The organism is Bradyrhizobium sp. C9 (assembly GCF_002532045.1).
In the GTDB taxonomy this organism is placed as follows: domain Bacteria; phylum Pseudomonadota; class Alphaproteobacteria; order Rhizobiales; family Xanthobacteraceae; genus Bradyrhizobium.
Genome location: NZ_NWTG01000018.1, coordinates 76,554 through 95,336 on the forward strand (window position 1 = coordinate 76,554; position 18,783 = coordinate 95,336).

An 18,783-nucleotide genomic window follows, 5' to 3' on the forward strand; every position below is an offset into this window, starting at 1 on the left:
CCTTAAGTCGAACTTCCGACCATGCGCGCCGACGCGACACGAGGGGCCGATGCCATTCAGGTTGATTGCGCCTGACGCGGTCAGGTCGGAAAGCCAGCGCGCACTGCTGACTTATTGGGACCAGCTGTCGGCCGGCCGGCCATTTCCCGCTTTCGCCGAGCTGAAACCGGATCCCGCGATGCACGATCCCCGGCAACTCGTCGCATGGGCGGTCGAAGGCGAGGGACGTCTGCGCAAATTCCGCGCGATGTATCAGGGTGAGCATGTCGCCGAGGCGTTCAATTCCGACTGGGCAGGCAAGACCATGGAGCAGGTGGTCTCGATGGCGCTCCGGCGCATTACGCTGGCGCCGGCGAAGCGATGCGCGACGAGCGGCTGTGCAGTGTACATGGTCTTCTCGACCATCGATGCCAACGATCGGCAAGTCGATTGCGAGCGGCTGCTGCTGCCGTTCGGCAGCGACGGCAAGAAGGTCGAGCATCTGCTGGCGTCCCTGCAATTGACCGTGGTCGGAAGCCGGCCACGCATTCTCAAGCATTTCGACATGCAGGCGGACGTGCGGCTGCAAGGCAGGATCCGCGCCGGCTTCTCGACCGGTGCGACCAGCGAGGCCGCTGGCGACCAGCGCAGGGCCCTCAGGCGCAACGTTACGCGCGCGGCGCGGATCAGCTTTGCCCGGCGCGGCATGACCTGCATCGTGCGCAACCTCTCCGCGACCGGCGCCGCGGTCGAGGCGACGAATCCCGCTGTCATCCCCAACAGCTTCAGCCTCGTGCTGGAAATGGAGACGACGGAGCGGCATTGCCGCGTGATCTGGCGCAGGAAAGGCCGGATCGGCGTCCAGTTCAGCTGAGCTTTCCGATCCGCCCGAGATGGGTGAAGCCAAACCCTCTTGAGTATTTCAGCCCGTAGCCGAGCGCGCGGTCGATCCCGATATGGGCGAGCCAGATCATCGCGATCGAGAGCACCAGCGGCCCTTCACCGGCAAAACCCAGCGTCATCAGCGCCACCGGCGCCAGATAGGTGTGGGCGGCGTTGTAGGCGATGGCGCCGGCCCGCGCGCTGATCAGGTAAGCGGCAAAGCTGATGTCCGGCACCAGGAACAGCAGGACATAGACCAGCCAGGAACCCTCCCACTTGTAGTAGAGCACGGTCATTCCGACGAACAGCACCAGCCCCTCCAGCCGGAGCAGGGTGCGCACCCCGCCGGTGGCGGCGCCGGTCTCGGCCGTGGTCGTATCAGTCATCGCTGTCTCCCCAGATGTCGGAAAATCCTACCGTTTCTGCGTCCGAACCCGGTCACAAGCGCCTTTCCGGTTCCGAAATGGCCGTGCTAAAGCCATTCCGAACGAAGCGGGCCCCGGCCCGCGCCGGGACGCGGACTGTAGCTAACACGGGCGGAAACAAATGAAAGACATCCTCGACACCCTCGAAGAGCGGCGCGCCGGCGCCAAGCTGGGCGGCGGCGAAAAGCGCATCGAGGCGCAGCACGCCCGCGGCAAGCTCACCGCCCGCGAGCGAATCGAGCTGCTGCTGGACAAGGGCTCGTTCGAGGAATTCGACATGTTCGTCGAGCACCGCTCGATCGAGTTCGGCATGGAGAAGACCAAGATTCCCGGCGACGGCGTCGTCACCGGTTGGGGCACGGTCAACGGCCGCAAGACTTTTGTCTTTGCCAAGGATTTTACAGTTTTCGGCGGCTCGCTCTCCGAAACCCACGCACTGAAGATCACAAAGCTTCAGGACATGGCGATGAAGGCGAGGGCGCCGATCATCGGTCTCTATGACGCCGGCGGCGCGCGCATCCAGGAGGGCGTCGCTGCGCTCGCGGGCTATTCCTACGTGTTCCGCCGCAACGTGCAGGCCTCGGGCGTGATCCCGCAGATCTCCGTCATCATGGGTCCCTGCGCCGGCGGCGACGTCTATTCGCCTGCGATGACCGACTTCATCTTCATGGTGAAGAACACCAGCTACATGTTCGTCACCGGCCCGGACGTCGTGAAGACCGTCACCAACGAGGTGGTGACGGCGGAAGAACTCGGCGGCGCCTCGGTGCACGCGACGCGCTCCTCGATCGCCGACGGCGCGTTCGAGAACGATGTCGATGCACTGTTGCAGATGCGCCGCCTGATCGACTTCCTGCCGTCCAACAACACCGACGGCGTGCCGGAATGGCCGAGCTTCGACGATATCGGCCGGGTCGACATGTCCTTGGACACGCTGATCCCCGACAATCCGAACAAGCCCTACGACATGAAGGAACTGATCCTGAAGGTCGTCGACGAAGGCGACTTCTTCGAGATCTCGGAGACTTTTGCGAAGAACATCGTCACCGGCTTCGGCCGCATCGCCGGCCGCACCGTCGGCTTCGTCGCAAACCAGCCGATGGTGCTGGCGGGCGTGCTCGACAGCGACGCCTCGCGCAAGGCCGCGCGCTTCGTGCGCTTTTGTGACGCCTTCAACATCCCGATCGTCACCTTCGTCGACGTGCCGGGCTTCCTGCCCGGAACCGCGCAGGAATATGGCGGCCTGATCAAGCACGGCGCGAAACTCTTGTTCGCCTATTCGCAGTGCACGGTGCCGCTCGTCACCATCATCACCCGCAAGGCCTATGGCGGCGCCTTCGACGTGATGGCCTCGAAGGAAATCGGCGCCGACATGAACTACGCCTGGCCGACCGCCCAGATCGCCGTGATGGGTGCCAAGGGCGCGGTGGAGATCATCTTCCGCTCTGACATCGGCGACCCCGACAAGATCGCTGCGCGCACCAAGGAATACGAAGACCGCTTCCTGTCGCCCTTCATCGCCGCCGAGCGCGGCTACATCGACGACGTCATCATGCCGCATTCGACGCGGCGGCGGATCGCACGGGCGCTGGCGATGCTCAGGGACAAGAAGGTCGAGATCCCCGCGAAGAAGCACGACAATCTGCCGTTGTGAGGAGCATCGTAAGCGAAGCGTAGGGTGGGTTAGCGAAGCGTAACCCACCGACTTCGCTCCGCATGATCCGCGGCGGGTTACGGCTTCGCCCAACCCGCCCTACAGGTTCGAACCTGATGAACGACGACGAGCCGACCGACGAGATTTCCCAGATCGAGGCGCAGATCGAGGAGCTTGCCGAGAGCGCCGAGCGATCTCGGCGGATCATTCTCGGGTCAAAGGTCGCGATCGCAGGCGGGGTCGCATTGCTGCTTGCTGCGCTGCTTGGCCTGTTCAGTTCTGGTGAGACCGTAGCGCTCGGATCGATCGCGCTGGTGCTCGGCGGCATCGTGTCGCTTGGATCGAATGTGAGCACGTTGCGGCAGACCGAGGCCGCGATCAGCACCGCCGAGGCGCGCCGTGCGCGGTTGATCGGCAACATCGATCTCCGGCTGGTGCACGATGCGCCGCTGAAGCTGATGTGATGGCTGGAGCGGGCGAGGGCACGCGCATGATCGAAACGCCGCGCCTTCGACTTCACAAATGGAACGACCGCCATCGCGACGCGTTCGCGGCGATGCATGCCGATCCCGACGTCATGGCCGACTACGGCGGACCCATTGGTCGGGCGGAGTGCGACGAGAAATTCGAGCGATATGTTGCTGCGCAGCGCGACCATGGCATATCCCGATGGGCCGTCGAGGATGTCGACGGCTCGTTGCTGGGCTATGCGGGCGTGATGCCGTGGCTGTCGAACGATCATCCGCTCGGCGCGCATTTCGAAATCGGCTGGCGCTTCACGCGCAAGGCCTGGGGCCACGGCTACGCGACCGAGAGCGCCAATGCGGCGCTGCGGCACGCAATCGATGACGCCGGGCTGCGTGAGATCGTGTCATATACCAGCCTGGACAACGTGCGCTCGCAGGCTGTGATGGCGCGGCTCAATCTGCGGCGCGATCCCGCGCGTGACTTCACGACACTGACATTGCGCGGCGAGGCGTGGCGCGGGCTGGTCTGGGGCGTGCCAGCGGGATGGCCGCGCGGCTGATCCCTGTCGCAAAGCTCGGACGATTCATGTCGCGAGAATGCGGATTCATGACCCACGGATCTCGCCACATGTTCGGTGTCGTCCTGGCGAAAGCCAGGACCCATTACCCCAAATGAGAGTTATTGCGCGTCGTCGGAGCTACAGCTTGCTTCGACAATTCAGCGCTGTGGTTATGGCTCCCCGCTTTCGCAGGGACGACGAGCGGAGAGTGTCGCGCCCAATGATGTTAGCCGGATGCCAGCGGCACGTAATCGTATTCCCCGACGCCCTGCAAAACCAGGAACGTCAGCGACGTCGTGCCGGCATTGGTGACGAGGTGAGGGCGGGTGGGCCTCACGGCGTAGACCTCGCCTGGTTTGAGTCGCACTTCCTCGTTCGGCTCCTGCAGGAACAGCCGCATCTGGCCCTCCAGCACATAAAACGTGTCGGAGACGTTGCTGTGGGTGTGCCACGGCACTTTCTGGGTCGGCGAGAGTTGCAACTCCATAATGCGGAAGCCGGGGCGGGCGGCGTGCTGGGCGCGGCGCTCGACGTCGTAGAGGTGGCTGGCATCCTTGATCGGTTGTCCTGACTTCATGGCGGCCTCCCGGAGATGTTCTTGTGATGCGGGATGCTAGTTCCGTTCGGCCGCGCGTGAAACGGTCGGAATCGGCATGACGGGTAGAACGTGAGGAGGCATCGCCGTGATGGTTGTGTGACGTCACGTCGTTGCGGACAGAGCACGCGGCGTCGAATTCCCCGAAACATGAATACGCGGTTCAGCGAGCGTTCAGGTCGCGGCGAAAAAACTGGCTGACGCAGTTGGTCCAACTCAGCAACAAAGGGAAACTCTCATGGAACGCCGGGATTTTCTGAAGATGGCCTTCGGTGTCGCCGCCGGTGTGGCGACTTTTGCTGCAACCGCCCAAGCGGCGCCGCTCGCGCCGCTTCCGCTCAACCAGGACGCCCGCACGCCGGCCGGCAACGATGCGCATCCGGCCGTCACCACCGGCGACGAGGTCGGTCGCCTGAAGCCCGAGCAGGTGCACTGGCATCACGGCCATCGCGGCTGGCATCATCGGCGCTGGCACCACCGGCATTGGGGCTGGCGCCGCCGCCATTGGCGCAGGCATCATCACTGGCGCCGCTGGTGACATCGGCATCACCGCAAAAAAGAAAAACCCCGCGCGAAGCGGGGTTTTGTTTATCCAGGTGTGCCGCGATCAGATCGGGCGGCAGCGGCCATAGCGCCAGGCGAAACCATAGGGGCAGGCGCGAACGCGCGGCGCCACCACGACCGCGCCGGGAGCGACGACGACGGGGCGCTCAACAACGACAGGGCCGGGAGCGACGACGACGGGGCCGCGATTCCTGACGCAGCCGCCATAGGGACCGCGGTGCCAGCCGGGGCCGCAGCCACCAGCAGCATCAGCTGCGCTGATGCCGGCGAATGCGGTCGTCACCAAAACTGCTGCTGCAAAAAGATACTTCATGTCTTCTCCTTTTAATTCGGCCGCGCTGCGGCACCGCAACAAACTTTAGATTACCGATTCGCCCGGCCGGATCATTGCAGAAGCCGTGCCCGATGTCGTCGACCATAATGTTGCGGGCTGAATGCGACATGAATGCTGCAGCTCACAGCTGCGTCAGTGCGCCGCACGCAAGTGAGCCCAGCATCAATTTGAAACATTCGCAATCGCGAGCACGGCGCACCGCTGCGGCGCGCGTGAAGACGTATCGGAGAACGATGCAAGCTGGAGCAAGCGTTCGCGAACGACCGCGACGATGCCGACCTGAATGCGTGATGCTACTCGCCCGCGCCGAACAGCGCTGCGAACCGCTTCTCGCCGTTTCGCGAGAAATTGACCACGCGGCTGCCCGGGGCAGCATCGCGCGCGGCCCACTTCAATTCGGTGAAGCGGTCCATCATCGCAGCGCCCAGCGTGCCGGCGAGGTGGTGGCGCCGCTCGCTCCAGTCGAGGCAGGCCTTGCACACCGGACGGCGCGGATGCGTCAGCGCATCGGCATCGATCTGCAGCTCCTCGGCCATGAAGCGCTTGCCTTCGCCGGTGAGCTCGATCGCCTGCTTGCTCTGGCGCACCAGCTTCTGCCGCCGCATGCTGTCGAGCATCTGCACGCCGAGATCGCCGGCGAGATGGTCGTAGCAGATGCGAGCGCGGCGCAGCGCCGGATCCTTCGGTCCGGTGCGCACCCGCATATGGCCGGCGCGGGCGGCGATGCCCTGCAGCCCTTCGAGCACATCGGCGACATCGGGGTCGGAGAGGCGATAGTAGCGGTGGCGGCCCTGCTTCTCGGGCTCGATCAGGCCGCCGGCCTCGAGCTTGGCGAGATGCGAGCTCGCCGTCTGCGGCGTGATGCCAGCCTCCTGCGCCAGCTCGCTCGCGGTCAGCGCGCGGCCGGTCATCAGCGCGGTCAGCATGTTGCAGCGTGCGGGATCGCCGACCAGAGCGGCGATCCGGGAGATGTCGGGTCCTGCTTTCATAGTTCGATGATAGCCGAAGCATCGAGGTCGGGCAAGGCGGTAGTGTCCATCGTGCCCGTCGCCCGGAATGACGAAACATCAGGAGGCCCAAATGACCGTTACCGTCTTCATCCGCTACCAGCTCGATCCGTTCAAGCGCGCGATGTTCGAGGAGTATTCGCGGAACTGGCTCTCGATCATCCCGCGCTGCGGCGGCCATCTGCTCGGCTACTGGATGCCGCACGAGGGCACCAACAACATCGGCTTCGCGCTGATCTCGTTCGAGAGCCTCGCCGCCTATGAGGCCTATCGCGCGCGGCTGCGCCAGGACGGCGAGGGCGTGGCGAACTTCAACTTCGCGGAACAAAACCGCTTCATCGTCGCCGAGGAACGGACATTTCTGCGCAAGGTCGAGCTATAGTCGCAGCACAACAACAATGCGCGGAGGCGCCCATGATTGCCGTGATCTTCGAAGTCTGGCCGAAGGCTGAGCACCGGGAGCTCTATTTCGACCTGGCCGCCGAGCTGAAGCCGATCCTGCAGGGGATCGACGGCTTCATCTCGGTCGAGCGGTTCGAGAGCCTCACCGAGAAGGGCAAGTTCGTGTCGCTGTCATTCTTCCGCGACGAGGCTGCGGTAGAAGCCTGGCGCAACACGGTCGAGCATCGCCGCACCCAGGCCAAGGGCCGCGCGCGGATCTTCGAGAATTATCGGCTGCGGGTCGCGAGCGTGATGCGCGACTACGGCTTGAACGAACGCGATCAGGCGCCGAAGGACAGCCGCGCGGTGCATGAAGCGAAGCTCTAGCGTTCGCATATACGCGTGCCTATCTGTGCGCGGCCAATGACTCCAGGGAGCGACCAATGCCACTGCCAACTGCTGACAAACGAGCCGCCTTCAAGAAGCTGCACGAGAGCGGGTGCTTCATCATTCCGAACCCGTTCGATGTCGGCAGCGCCCGTGCCTTGCAACATCTCGGCTTCAAGGCGCTGGCCTCGACCAGCGCCGGCTTTGCCTGGACCATCGCCAAGGCCGACAACCGCGTCACGATCGACGATGTCTGCGATCACCTGACCGCGGTGTGCGCGGCGGTGGACATTCCCGTCAACGCCGATTTCGAGGGCGGTTTCGCGGTCGAGCCGGACAAGGTCGCGATCAATGTCGCGCGCGGCGTCAAGACCGGCGTTGCCGGGCTCTCGATCGAGGACTCCACCGGCGATGCCGCCAACCCGCTGTTCGAGCACAAGCTCGCGGTGGAGCGCATCCGGGCAGCGCGCAAGGCCATCGATGCCGACAACAGCGGCGTGCTGCTGACCGGCCGCTGCGAGGCGTTCCTGTGGGGCAAGAAGGACCTCAATCTGGTGATCGAGCGGTTGCAGGCCTATTCGGAAGCCGGGGCGGATGTGTTGTATGCGCCGGGCATCTCGACCAGAGAGGAAATTGCCGCGGTTGTGAAGGCGGTGGCGCCGAAGCCGGTCAATCTCCTGATCGGCGGCGCGTCCGACCTGACGCTGCAGGCGGTTGCCGACCTCGGCGTGCGCCGGATCAGCGTCGGCGGCGCGCTGGCGCGGATGGCCTGGACCGGTGTCATGAAGGCGGCGAAGGAAATGGCCGAGAAGGGCACCTTCACCGAATTCGCCAACGGCTATCCCGGCGGCGAGCTCAACAAGATGTTCAAATAGACCGCGCGCAAAAAGCGGCGGGCCGTTGGGGCCCGCCGCTCGCGCCGGGTCAGTGTCCTTACGTGTTACTTGGCATTCTCGGCCGGCGGGGCGGCCGGCTTGTTCATGTCCGACTTGTTGATGTCGGACGGCGGGGTCGACGGGTTGGCCGGCGCCGCGCCGGTGGTCACGCCGGGCTGGCTGTTCGGCTTCGGCGTCACATCGCGCATGCCCGGAGGCGGCGCGGCCGGGTTGACCGGCTGGGTCTGCGCGGTCTGCGTCGACGGCGTCGTGCCGGCCTCGTGCACCGACGTATTGTTCAACCCGTAGAACAGCGCGCCGAGCACCACGGCCACCGCAACTGCGAACATCGCGACCTTGGTGCTGCTCGCCGGTCCCTCCTGGAGTTCCGGATCCGGCTGCAGCTCGTTGTCCAGGCTGTTGAAGCGCGCCTGACGGCGGATTTCCTCATCGGTCAGGTTGGCGCGATACGGATCGTCAGGGTTGTAAGCCATTTGAAAGTTCCTCCGTTAGCCCCCCAAGGCTAAGCGCGTAGGCTAAACGCAGAGGACAATGGCTGGCGCGTGAGGATGTTCCGCGCGAATGTTGCAACCCGTTCATGCTGGAACCGCCGATTCCCAGGGTTCCGAACCTGTTCCATGAGGCTATTTCATGTGGACCATGCCGCCCACCGATTCGGTGTTGCACGTGCTCTCGTTCATTGCCGTTGCGGCGCAATCGATGACGGCGGCGCTGGCGGCCGGCAGGCGCAGCATGGATTGGGCGGGCGTCTGCATGTTAGGGGCGATCACCGCGCTCGGCGGCGGCACCATCCGCGACGTGCTGCTCGGGCATTATCCGCTGCTCTGGGTCGCGCAACCGATCTACCTGGCGATCGCGGCGGCGGGCGCCTTCGCCACCATCCTGCTGGCGCGGCTGGTGCACCGGCTCAACCTCGCCTTCCTGGTGCTGGATGCGATCGGGCTCGTGGTGTTCACGATGGCCGGCTGCGACGTGGCCTGGCAGGTCGACGCTTCGCTGCCGATCGTGATCGTGTCCGGCATGATCACCGGCTGCGCCGGCGGCGTGCTGCGCGATATCCTCTGCAACGAGGTGCCGCTGCTGTTTCGCAGCGAGCTCTACGCCAGCGTCTCGGTGGTGACGGGGCTGTTCTATGCGACCGCGTTCGGACTGAACCTCAACCCAGCGGTCTGGACCCTGCTGACCTTCGTGCTCGGGCTGACGTTCCGGATGCTCGCGATCCGCTACAAATGGGAGATGCCGAAATTCGTGTTCAGCGGCGAGGAACGCTGATCCGCTATTTCGCCGCCCGCGCCCTTATTTCGCTGTCCTTGCCTTGGCGACCTCATCCGCCGTCACCGCCGGCGCCGCATTGCCCCAGGAATTGCGGATATAGGTCGCGACGTCGGCAATCTCCTGGTCGGTCAGCTTCGGATAGGCTGGCATCGAGCCTGCGTTCGGCGCGCGCGGCGTGGTCAGGGTCTGCGCGCCGTCGAGGATGATGCGCAGCGTGCTCGCAGGATTGGCCGATTGCAGATTGGCGTTGCCGGGCAGCGGCGGATAGATCCGCGGCGCGCCGGAGCCATCGAGCTCATGACAGGCGACGCAGGCGCCGCGATAGATCCGCTCGCCGTCGCTCATCTGCGCCGGCGAGGGCGGGGTGACCGCAGGCTCCGGCGCGCCGGCCGGCAGGCCCTTCAGATAGACCGCGATCGCACGCACATCGGCGTCGCTCATCTTCGAGGTCGAATTGACCACCACCTCGGACATCAGGGGCCCGGCATGGCTGTGCCCGTTGCGGCCGCTCTGCAGATATTCGGCGATGTCGCCCACGCTCCAGGACTTCAGCCCGCTGCGCGCAGCGCCATCGAGCCGCGGCGCGAACATGCGCTGGACTATGCTGCCACTGAGCGCCTGGTCACGCCGGTCGGCGCCGAAGGCATTCTTCGGCGTGTGGCAGGCGCCGCAATGGGCGAGGGCCTCGACGAGGTAGCGGCCGCGATTCCATTCCGCGGTCTTGCTTTGGTCGGGCTGGATGATGCCCGGCGTGAAGAACAGGGCGTTCCAGCCGCGCATCAGCACCCGGTAGTTCAGCGGCCAGCGCAGCTCCGGCGGCGGCGCCTTGTTGCTGACCGGCGCAAGCGTCGCGAGATAGGCGCGGATCGCCAGGATGTCGTCGCGGATCAGCTTGGTGAAATACGGGTAAGGGAAGGCGGGGTAATAATGCGCCCCGTTCGGCGCGACGCCCATCCGCAGCGCGCGCAGGAAATCGTCGTCGCTCCAGCCGCCGATGCCGGTATCGCGATCGGGGGTCAGGTTCGGCGAAAACACCGTGCCGAACGGCGTGTCGATCCGCTTGCCGCCGGCGAACGGCTTTGCCGGGTCGGCGGTGTGGCAGCTCGCGCAGTCGCCGGCGATCGTGAGCGCCTTGCCGCGGGCGACGATGTCGTCGTCGGTTGGCGCAGCCGTGCATTCGCGGGCCGCGAACGCACTGCACAACAGCAGACTGGCCAGAATCGCGCCGGTCGTTCGATGTCGTCGCCGCATCCGTTCCCCTTCTGCACCTTCCGGTCCACAAGACGCGTTACGCCATTTCGCCGCGGGCCTGTCCTGCGACAGAAACCGAAACGGCGCTGCAATATTCCCGGCACGAAATTGCGATTTTCGAGCGACGGGCTCGGTCGCCCAGAATTGTGCTGCGCGGGCCGGAATATCCGACATAGACTGGTTCTAACAAGTTCGGATGACTAGCTAAAAAGCGGGCGTCGCGACCAGCGCAAAGAGGGCTAAATGGGAATCAACCAAGGGCCTATCAGCCTCGACCAGAAATACACCCAAGGCACCGGCCACGTCTTCATGACCGGCATCCAGGCGCTGGTCCGCCTGCCCATGGCGCAGATCAGACGCGACCGCGCCGCAGGCCTCAACACCGCAGGGTTCATCTCCGGCTATCGCGGTTCCCCCCTCGGCGGCTATGACCAGCAGCTGTTCGCTGCCCGCAAGCATCTCGAGCAGTACAACATCAGATTCCAGCCCGGTGTGAACGAGGATCTCGCGGCCACCGCGATCTGGGGCTCGCAGCAGCTCGCTTTGTCGCCGGGCGCCAAATACGACGGGGCGGTCGGCATCTGGTACGGCAAGGGCCCCGGCGTAGATCGTTGCGGCGACGTCTTCCGCCACGGCAACGCGGCAGGCTCGGCCAAGAACGGCGGCGTGCTCTGCCTTGCCGGCGACGATCACGGCGCAAAGTCCTCCACCGTCCCGCATCAGTCCGATCACGCCTTCATCTCCGCGCTGATGCCCTACCTCTACCCCTCCAGCATCCACGAAATGATCGAGATGGGCCTCTTGGGCATCGCGATGTCGCGCTACTCGGGCTGCTGGGTCGGCATGAAGGTGATCACCGAGACGGTCGAGACCACGGCCGAGATCGATCTCACCGACGAGATGACGCCGTTCATCATCCCGGCCGATTTCGAGCTGCCGCCGGGCGGGCTGAACATCCGTTGGCCCGACGACCGGTTCGAGCAGGACCGCCGGCTGCAGGACTACAAGGGCTTTGCCGCGATCGCCTTTGCCCGCGCCAACAAGGTCAACCGCATCACCATGGATTCGCCGAACGCGCGCTACGGCATCATGGCCTCGGGCAAGAGCTATGAGGACATCCGCCAGGCGCTGCGCGAGCTCGGCATCACGCCCGAGATCGCCGCGAAGATCGGCATCCGCCTCTACAAGATCGGCATGCCCTGGCCGCTGGAGCCGGAAGGCGTACGCAATTTCGCGGTCGGCCTCGAGGAGATCTTCATCGTCGAGGAGCGCCGCGAGATCGTCGAAAACCAGGTCAAGCAGGAGCTGTTCAACTGGCGCGACGACGTACGCCCGCGCATCGTCGGCAAGATGGACGATCACGACAAGCGCTTCCTGACCTTCGCCGCCGAACTCAGCGTGGCCTCGCTTGCGAGCTCGCTCACCGAACGGCTGCTTCGACTTAATCTCAATCCTGAAATCGCCGAGATGCTGCGCGCCAAGGCGGACTGGTTCAACGGGCGCCAGTCGTCGCAGATGCAGGCGACCGCACCGGTCAGCCGCACGCCGTATTTCTGCTCGGGCTGCCCGCACAACACCTCGACCAAGGTGCCGGAAGGCAGCCGCGCCCTCGGCGGCATCGGCTGCCACTTCATGGCGCTGTGGATGAACCGCTCGACCGAGACCTTCACGCATATGGGCGGCGAGGGCGTGCCGTGGGTCGGCATCGCGCCGTTCACCAACGAGAACCACATCTTCGCCAATCTCGGCGACGGCACCTATTTCCACTCCGGCATTCTCGCGATCCGTCAGTCGATCGCCTCCAAGGCCAACATCACCTACAAGATCCTCTACAACGACGCGGTCGCCATGACCGGCGGCCAGCGTCACGACGGCGATCTGTCGCCGCAGCAGATCACCTTCCAGCTCCACGCCGAAGGCATTCGCGAGATCTATCTGGTCTCGGAAAATCCCGACGCCTATCCGGCCGACACCATCGCGCCTGACGTCAAGCTGTTCCATCGCGACGAGCTCGAGAACGTCCAGAAGATGTGTCGCGACACCAAGGGCACCTCGGCGATCGTGTTCGTGCAGACCTGCGCCGCGGAAAAGCGTCGTCGCCGCAAGCGCGGCCTGATGGAGGATCCGGCGCGCCGCGTGCTGATCAATCCTGCCGTCTGCGAAGGCTGCGGTGATTGCTCGGTGCAGTCCAACTGCATCTCGGTCGAGCCGCTGGAGACGGAATTGGGGCGCAAGCGCACCATCAACCAGTCGACCTGCAACAAGGACTATTCCTGCGTGAAGGGTTTTTGCCCGTCCTTCGTCACGGTCGACGGCGGCACGCTGAAGCGTCGCGCGCCGACCGAGCTTGGCGATATCGGCGTCTTGCCGGAGCCGACCTCGAAGCCCGCGCTCGACCGGCCCTACAACATCGCGGTCGGCGGCGTCGGCGGTACCGGCGTGCTGACGATCGGTGCGCTGCTCGGCATGGCCGCGCATATCGAGGGCAAGGCCTCGATGATCCTCGACATGTCCGGCCTCGCGCAGAAGGGCGGCGCGGTGCTCAGCCACGTCCGGCTCTCCGAGCATACCGCTGACGTGACCTGCTCGCGCATCGTCACCGGCACGGCCGATCTGGTCCTTGCCGCCGATGAAGTCGTCGCGGTATCGAAGGACACCATCACACTGTGCGAGCCGAGCCGCACCGTCGGCATCATCAACAGCCACATCATCCCGACTGCGGATTTCATCCTCAACCGCGACTTCAATTTCCAGAGCCGCAAGGTCAACAGCGTGCTGGAGACCGAGCTGCGCAAGGACTCCGCCTTCTTCGACTTCACCAAGCCGGCCGAAGCGCTGCTTGGCGACTCCATCGCCACCAACATCATGATGATGGGTTTTGCCTATCAGCGTGGGCTGCTGCCGTTGTCTGCGGAATCGATCCAGCAGGCGATCGAGGTCAATGGCGTCTCGATCAAGATGAACACGCAGGCGTTCCAGCTCGGTCGTCTGGCCGCGGCCGATCCGGCGCGGCTCGCCGCGATGATGAAGGGGCAGGATGACGATGTCGCGCCGGTCAAGCCGCTGGATGCGATGTCGCTCGACGAGATCATTACCCATCGCACGGACCTTCTGACAGGCTATCAGAACGCACGCTTGGCAAAGCGCTACCGCAAGCTGGTCGACCAGGTCCGCGACGCCGCCGTCAGGGGCGGCTATGGCGAGGCGCTGCCGCGCGCGGTCGCGATCAACTACGCCAAGCTGCTCGCCTACAAGGACGAGTATGAGGTGGCGCGGCTGTTCACCGACGGCCGCTTCGAGAAGCAGTTGCGCGACCAGTTCGAGGGTGACTTCAAGTTCAACTTCAATCTCGCCCCGCCGATCCTCGGCGGCGGGCTCGATGCGCAGGGTCGTCCGAAGAAGCGCGCCTTCGGTTCGTGGATGATGTCGGCGTTCAGGGTGATGGCGCGATTCCGCGTCCTGCGCGGCACGCCGCTCGACATCTTCGGCTACAACGCCGACCGCAAGCTCGAGCGCGACCTGATCGCCGGCTACGAGAAGGATGTCGCGACGGTGCTGAGCCTGCTGTCGCCGCTCAATCACGACATCGCGGTCGAACTGCTGTCGCTGCCCGACCGTATCCGCGGCTACGGCCCGGTGAAGGACAAGGCGATCAAGGAGGCAAAGGTTCGCTACGCGCAACTCGCCGCCGACCTCGCCAACCCGCCGCCCGCGCCGCGGCAGATGGCGGCGGAGTAGGGAGGCTGTGTAGGGTGGGTTAGCGAAGCATAACCCACCATCTCGCCCGCTCGCTGATGCATGATGGGGTACGATTTGAGATGGATGCGAGTCAGAGAATCGTTACCGAGACTCCACTCACAGAACTCTGGGACAGCGGCGGGTCCGTGAGCGCGCGTCGCATTGAGCCGATAGGCGAAGCAGCAATTGTACGGCTTCTGCGCGATGGCTCGACCATCGTCGTTGCCGGCGTAGGGCTTCCACTTCAGTGGATAGCAGCGGACGATCGCTTCGCGTTCTGGAAGAATGAAGTGAAGCGTCGTCTGGCGGAACCAAACGCTGATCGCATCGACCTCAGCGTTTATCCGGCCAACTACTGCTATTCCGCATCGATGTGGTCATGCGCGTCGCTTGGGGCAGTGATCGTTCTGGAAAAGCATCACTAGCCTGCCGGCATACGCAATGGTGGGTTACGCCTTCGGCTAACCCGCCCTACGACTTCCGAGCTTGCGAATACAGTCTCGCCTGACGGAATATTTCCGCGCTTGCCAAGGTCGCGCCGCCGGTTCAGAAAAACGCTGGAGCGAGAAACGCCAGCGGAGAGCGATTTGACCATCAAGGGCAAGGCCTACATTGCCGGGATCTACGAGCATCCCACCCGGCATGCACCCGATAAATCAACAGCACAGCTGCACGCCGAGGTCGCCAAGGGTGCGATTGAGGATGCCGGGCTCACCAAGGACGACATCGACGGCTATTTCTGCGCCGGCGATGCGCCGGGCGGGCTGTGGCCGATGGTCGATTACCTCGGCCTCAATACCAAGAAGCTGCGTCACGTCGACTCCACCGAGACCGGTGGCTGTTCCTATCTGATCCATCTCGGTCACGCCGCCGAGGCGATCGCCGCGGGCAAGTGCTCGGTCGCGCTGGTCACGCTGGCAGGCAAGCCGCGCACCGGTCCGATGCCGCCGCGCGCGTCAGGCGCCGAGGCGGATTTCGAACTGGCTTACGGGGCTACCACGCACAATGCCTATGGCATGTGTGCCATGCGCCATATGCACGACTACGGCACCACCTCCGAGCAGCTCGCCTGGATCAAGGTCGCGGCCTCGCATCACGCGCAATATAATCCGCATGCGATGCTGAAGGAGGTCGTCACGGTCGAGGACGTGCTCAACTCGCCGATGATCTCCGACCCGCTGCACCGGATGGATTGCTGCGTCGTCACCGACGGCGGCGGCGCGATGATCGTGACCACACCGGAGATCGCGAAGAGCCTGAAGAAACCGCTGGTGCGCCTGATCGGCCATGGCGAGGCGATGAAGGGCCCGCGCGGCGGCAAGGATCTCGACCTGACTTACTCCGCCGGCGTGTGGTCCGGCCCGCGCGCGTTCGAAGAGGCGGGCGTGACCCCGAAGGACATCAAATACGCCTCGATCTATGACAGCTTCACCATCACCGTGCTGATGCAGCTCGAGGATCTCGGCTTCTGCAAGAAGGGCGAGGGCGGCAAGTTCGTCGCCGACGGCAATCTGATCTCGGGCGTCGGCAAGCTGCCGTTCAATACCGACGGCGGTGGCCTGTGCAGCAACCATCCCGTCAACCGCGGCGGCATGACGAAGATCCTCGAGGCGGTGCGCCAGTTGCGCGGCGAGGCACATCCGAAGGTGCAGGTGCAGAACTGCGACCTCGCGATCGCCCACGGCACCGGCGGTCTGCTCGGCGTTCGCCACGCCGCCTCAACCTGCATTCTGGAGCGTGCGTGATGTCTGAAGCCAAGAAGTACAATGCCCCGGTGACCAATCCGGAGACCGCGCCGTTCTGGGAAGCGGCGAAGGCGGGCAAGTTCATGATCAAGCGCTGCACCACCTGCGGCGAAGCGCATTACTTCCCGCGCGCGATCTGCCCGTTCTGTTTCTCCGACAAGACGGTGTGGGAAGAGTCGAGCGGCGAGGCTACGGTCTACACCTACAGCCTGATGCGGAAGTCGCCGACCGGTCCGTATGCGATTGCTTATGTGACGCTGAAGGAAGGCCCGTCGCTGCAGACCAACATCGTCGATTGCGATCTGGAGACGGTGAAGATCGGCCAGAAGGTCAAGGTGGTGTGGAAGCCCACCGACGGCGCCCCGCTGCCGTTCTTCACGCCGGCGTAAGTACCTTCTCCCCTTGTGGGAGAAGGTGGCGGCCGAAGGCCGCCAGATGAGGGGTTCTCTCCGCGAACGATGTTCTCTCTGCGGCGCGAACCCTCACCGAAGCGAGTTTGTGACGACTGCCGGTGCAGCCCTCTCCCACAAGGGGAGAGGGCGCTTCAACGAGCACCGCCAAGAAGATGTTCGGGAGAAAACAACAATGCCAATCGTGTACGAACAGCTGATGGCCCTGAAGAACCTCGGCCAGAAATACAGCTACAGCGATCGCGACGTGATGCTCTATGCCTACGGTATCGGCCTCGGCGCCGATCCGATGGACGAGAAGGAACTCGCCTTCGTCAATGAGGGCGTGCTGACGCCGCGCCCGCTCAGGGTGGTGCCGACGTTCGCGTCGGTCGCGGCCTGGGGCGCCGGCCCCGGCGAGATGAATCTCAATCGCGTGATGGTGGTCGACGGCGAGCGCGACATTACCTTCCACAAGCCGTTCGCGACCGCGGCCCACATCACAGCCGACTCGACCGTGCTCGACGTGTTCGACAAGGGCAAGGACAAGGGCGCGGTGATCCGCCACCAGACCGTGCTGAAAGACGAGAAGGGCGACAAGCTCGCCACGCTCGTCGCCTCGCGCTTCGCCCGCGGCGATGGCGGCTTCGGCGGCCCCTCCGATGGCCAGCCCGAGCCGCACAAGGTGCCGGAGCGTGCGCCCGACAAGGTGGTCGACATCACCACGCGGCCCGACCAGGCGCTGATCTATCGGCTCTGCGGCGACCGCAACCCGCTGCACTCCGATCCGGAGTTCGCCAAGAAGGCCGGCTTCCCGCGGCCGATCCTGCACGGCATGTGCACCTACGGCATCACCTGCCGCGGCGTGTTGCAGACCTATGCCGACTACGATCCGTCCGCCTTCAAGCAGCACGCGGCGCGGTTCTCCTCGCCGGTGTTTCCCGGCGAGACCGTGACCATGGAACTGTGGAAGGACGGCAACGTGGTGTCGTTCGAAGCCAAGGTGAAGTCGCGCGGCGTCACCGTGATCAAGAGCGGCAAGACGGTGCTGGCTTAGCAACATGCGACGGCCGTCGTCTCCCTCGCCCCGCTCTTGCGGGGAGAGGGTGGGGTGAGGGGCCTTCTCCGCGACGGTGGTCTGCGGACAGACCTGTACCCCCTCACCCGGATCGCATCTCGCGATGCGATCCGACCTCTCCCCGCGAGCGGGGCGAGGTAAGGAAGAGCAACAAAAACGGGAGAAACGACCATGGGATTACTCGACGGCAAGGTGGCGCTGATCACGGGCGCCGGCGGCGGACTTGGTGAGGCCTACGCAAAGCTGTTTGCGCGCGAGGGCGCGGCGGTGGTCGTCAACGATCTCGGCGGCCCGCGTGACGGCTCGGGCTCCGACAAGTCGATGGCCGACAAGGTGGTCGACGCGATCAAGGCCGAGGGCGGCCGCGCGGTCGCCAATGGCGCCGACATCTCGACCATGGCCGGTGGCCAGTCGGTGTTCGACGACGCCATCAAGCATTTCGGCCGTGCCGACATCCTGGTCAACAATGCCGGCATCCTGCTCGACGAGACCTTCCACAAGGCCAAGGAAGCCAACTGGGACAGGGTGATGAAGGTGCATTTGAAGGGCACCTTCTGCTGCACCCAGCCGGTGTTCAAATGGATGCGCGACAATGGCGGCGGCGTCATCGTCAACACCTCCTCGACCTCCGGCCTGATCGGCAATTTCGGCCAGACCAATTACGGCGCGGCCAAGGGCGGCATCTGGGGCCTCTCCAACGTGCTGGCGATCGAAGGCCGCAAGTACAACATCCGGATCTGGACGCTGGCACCGGGCGCGCTGACCCGCATGACGGCGGACCTGCCGCGCTACAAGGAGAACCCGGGTGCGGCGCTCGGGCCTGACGGCATCGCGCCGGCCGTGCTCTACATGGTCAGCGACCTGTCGGGCGACCAGACCGGCAAGGTGCTCGGCGTCTCGGGCCCGCGCGGCGTCCGCGAGATGCGGATGATGGAAATGGAGGGCTGGACACCGCCGTTCACGGGATGGAAGGCCGAGGACATCGTCACCCACGCCAGGGAGATCTTCTTCTCCGAGGAGGAGATCAAGAAGTCGGCGCGGCGGTTCAAGTAGCCAAAGTGACTTTCCGGCCCGATGCGCGGCGTCGGACCGGAAATCCATAGCGCTCGCCCTGGAATGGGGCTTCCGCGGTGCGCAATGGCGCATCGGGGAATGAGGCTGTATAGAGGGCCGAAA

The 18,783-nt window shown here is 64.7% G+C and carries 21 protein-coding genes; 15 read left to right on the forward strand and 6 right to left on the reverse strand.

All coding sequences use genetic code 11. The annotated features are described in order from the left end of the window. Positions 1 to 49: 49 nt before the first annotated feature. The gene (locus tag CO675_RS28455) at positions 50 to 853 is read left to right on the forward strand and encodes a PilZ domain-containing protein (protein ID WP_158231323.1); all 804 of its coding nucleotides are present in this window, start codon (positions 50 to 52) and stop codon (positions 851 to 853) included. On the opposite strand, the gene CO675_RS28460 is transcribed toward CO675_RS28455, so the two are convergent. Then, positions 846 to 1,247, reverse strand: a complete 402-nt coding sequence (locus tag CO675_RS28460) for a DUF4260 domain-containing protein (protein ID WP_097675107.1) — start codon at positions 1,245 to 1,247, stop codon at positions 846 to 848. The genes CO675_RS28455 and CO675_RS28460 overlap by 8 nt on opposite strands. Before the next feature lie 160 nt (positions 1,248 to 1,407). Here CO675_RS28460 and CO675_RS28465 point away from each other — a divergent pair, with 160 nt between their 5' ends. From CO675_RS28465 to CO675_RS28475, 3 genes are all read left to right on the forward strand, one after another. After that, positions 1,408 to 2,940 carry an acyl-CoA carboxylase subunit beta gene (locus CO675_RS28465; RefSeq protein WP_097675108.1) on the forward strand — a complete coding sequence of 511 codons (1,533 nt, stop codon included), beginning with the start codon at positions 1,408 to 1,410 and terminating at the stop codon, positions 2,938 to 2,940. A gap of 116 nt (positions 2,941 to 3,056) precedes the next feature. After that, a complete protein-coding gene (locus CO675_RS28470) occupies positions 3,057 to 3,404 on the forward strand; it encodes a hypothetical protein (RefSeq protein WP_097675109.1) in 348 nt (115 codons plus the stop codon). Next, entirely contained in the window at positions 3,404 to 3,967 is a 564-nt protein-coding gene (locus CO675_RS28475) for a GNAT family N-acetyltransferase (protein ID WP_097675110.1), read from the forward strand. Before CO675_RS28470 ends, CO675_RS28475 begins: the two co-directional genes overlap by 1 nt. 226 nt (positions 3,968 to 4,193) lie before the next feature. Here the strand turns inward: CO675_RS28475 and CO675_RS28480 are convergent, their stop codons facing one another. Further along, complete coding sequence (locus CO675_RS28480) at positions 4,194 to 4,544, reverse strand: cupin domain-containing protein (RefSeq protein ID WP_097675111.1); 351 nt, start codon at positions 4,542 to 4,544, stop codon at positions 4,194 to 4,196. A gap of 256 nt (positions 4,545 to 4,800) precedes the next feature. On the opposite strand from CO675_RS28480, the gene CO675_RS28485 reads away from it, so the two are divergent. Then, positions 4,801 to 5,100: a twin-arginine translocation signal domain-containing protein gene (locus tag CO675_RS28485; protein ID WP_097675112.1), complete on the forward strand. Its 300-nt coding sequence runs from the start codon at positions 4,801 to 4,803 to the stop codon at positions 5,098 to 5,100. 69 nt (positions 5,101 to 5,169) lie between these two features. On the opposite strand, the gene CO675_RS28490 is transcribed toward CO675_RS28485, so the two are convergent. Further along, positions 5,170 to 5,439 (reverse strand): GCG_CRPN prefix-to-repeats domain-containing protein, encoded by a 270-nt coding sequence (locus CO675_RS28490; protein ID WP_092114950.1) that lies wholly within the window; start codon positions 5,437 to 5,439, stop codon positions 5,170 to 5,172. A 314-nt stretch (positions 5,440 to 5,753) separates the two neighbouring features. Next, positions 5,754 to 6,449: an ArsR/SmtB family transcription factor gene (locus tag CO675_RS28495; RefSeq protein WP_050402286.1), complete on the reverse strand. Its 696-nt coding sequence runs from the start codon at positions 6,447 to 6,449 to the stop codon at positions 5,754 to 5,756. 91 nt (positions 6,450 to 6,540) lie between these two features. Here CO675_RS28495 and CO675_RS28500 point away from each other — a divergent pair, with 91 nt between their 5' ends. The 3 genes from CO675_RS28500 to CO675_RS28510 are packed head-to-tail and all read left to right on the forward strand — an operon-like array spanning position 6,541 to position 8,110. After that, positions 6,541 to 6,849 carry an NIPSNAP family protein gene (locus tag CO675_RS28500; RefSeq protein WP_097675179.1) on the forward strand — a complete coding sequence of 103 codons (309 nt, stop codon included), beginning with the start codon at positions 6,541 to 6,543 and terminating at the stop codon, positions 6,847 to 6,849. A gap of 32 nt (positions 6,850 to 6,881) precedes the next feature. After that, the gene (locus tag CO675_RS28505; RefSeq protein WP_097675113.1) at positions 6,882 to 7,235 is read left to right on the forward strand and encodes an antibiotic biosynthesis monooxygenase family protein; all 354 of its coding nucleotides are present in this window, start codon (positions 6,882 to 6,884) and stop codon (positions 7,233 to 7,235) included. A 56-nt stretch (positions 7,236 to 7,291) separates the two neighbouring features. Next, on the forward strand, positions 7,292 to 8,110 hold the full coding sequence (locus CO675_RS28510) for an isocitrate lyase/PEP mutase family protein (RefSeq protein WP_097675114.1): 819 nt from the start codon (positions 7,292 to 7,294) through the stop codon (positions 8,108 to 8,110). A 65-nt stretch (positions 8,111 to 8,175) separates the two neighbouring features. On the opposite strand, the gene CO675_RS28515 is transcribed toward CO675_RS28510, so the two are convergent. Next, positions 8,176 to 8,604, reverse strand: coding sequence for a RodZ family helix-turn-helix domain-containing protein (locus tag CO675_RS28515; protein WP_097675115.1), 429 nt, complete (start codon positions 8,602 to 8,604; stop codon positions 8,176 to 8,178). 157 nt (positions 8,605 to 8,761) lie between these two features. On the opposite strand from CO675_RS28515, the gene CO675_RS28520 reads away from it, so the two are divergent. Continuing rightward, positions 8,762 to 9,403 carry a trimeric intracellular cation channel family protein gene (locus CO675_RS28520; RefSeq protein WP_097675116.1) on the forward strand — a complete coding sequence of 214 codons (642 nt, stop codon included), beginning with the start codon at positions 8,762 to 8,764 and terminating at the stop codon, positions 9,401 to 9,403. 24 nt (positions 9,404 to 9,427) lie between these two features. Here the strand turns inward: CO675_RS28520 and CO675_RS28525 are convergent, their stop codons facing one another. Beyond that, entirely contained in the window at positions 9,428 to 10,657 is a 1,230-nt protein-coding gene (locus CO675_RS28525) for a c-type cytochrome (RefSeq protein WP_097675117.1), read from the reverse strand. A gap of 243 nt (positions 10,658 to 10,900) precedes the next feature. Here CO675_RS28525 and CO675_RS28530 point away from each other — a divergent pair, with 243 nt between their 5' ends. From CO675_RS28530 to CO675_RS28555, 6 genes are all read left to right on the forward strand, one after another. Further along, positions 10,901 to 14,395, forward strand: coding sequence for an indolepyruvate ferredoxin oxidoreductase family protein (locus CO675_RS28530; protein ID WP_097675118.1), 3,495 nt, complete (start codon positions 10,901 to 10,903; stop codon positions 14,393 to 14,395). A 146-nt stretch (positions 14,396 to 14,541) separates the two neighbouring features. Next, a complete protein-coding gene (locus CO675_RS28535) occupies positions 14,542 to 14,820 on the forward strand; it encodes a hypothetical protein (protein WP_245452966.1) in 279 nt (92 codons plus the stop codon). A gap of 162 nt (positions 14,821 to 14,982) precedes the next feature. After that, the gene (locus CO675_RS28540) at positions 14,983 to 16,140 is read left to right on the forward strand and encodes a thiolase family protein (protein WP_050405615.1); all 1,158 of its coding nucleotides are present in this window, start codon (positions 14,983 to 14,985) and stop codon (positions 16,138 to 16,140) included. Further along, the gene (locus CO675_RS28545; RefSeq protein ID WP_021080623.1) at positions 16,140 to 16,529 is read left to right on the forward strand and encodes a Zn-ribbon domain-containing OB-fold protein; all 390 of its coding nucleotides are present in this window, start codon (positions 16,140 to 16,142) and stop codon (positions 16,527 to 16,529) included. Before CO675_RS28540 ends, CO675_RS28545 begins: the two co-directional genes overlap by 1 nt. Before the next feature lie 196 nt (positions 16,530 to 16,725). Beyond that, a complete protein-coding gene (locus CO675_RS28550) occupies positions 16,726 to 17,586 on the forward strand; it encodes a MaoC family dehydratase (RefSeq protein WP_097675119.1) in 861 nt (286 codons plus the stop codon). A 192-nt stretch (positions 17,587 to 17,778) separates the two neighbouring features. Next, positions 17,779 to 18,660: an SDR family oxidoreductase gene (locus tag CO675_RS28555; RefSeq protein ID WP_097675120.1), complete on the forward strand. Its 882-nt coding sequence runs from the start codon at positions 17,779 to 17,781 to the stop codon at positions 18,658 to 18,660. The last annotated feature ends 123 nt before the right edge of the window (positions 18,661 to 18,783 follow it).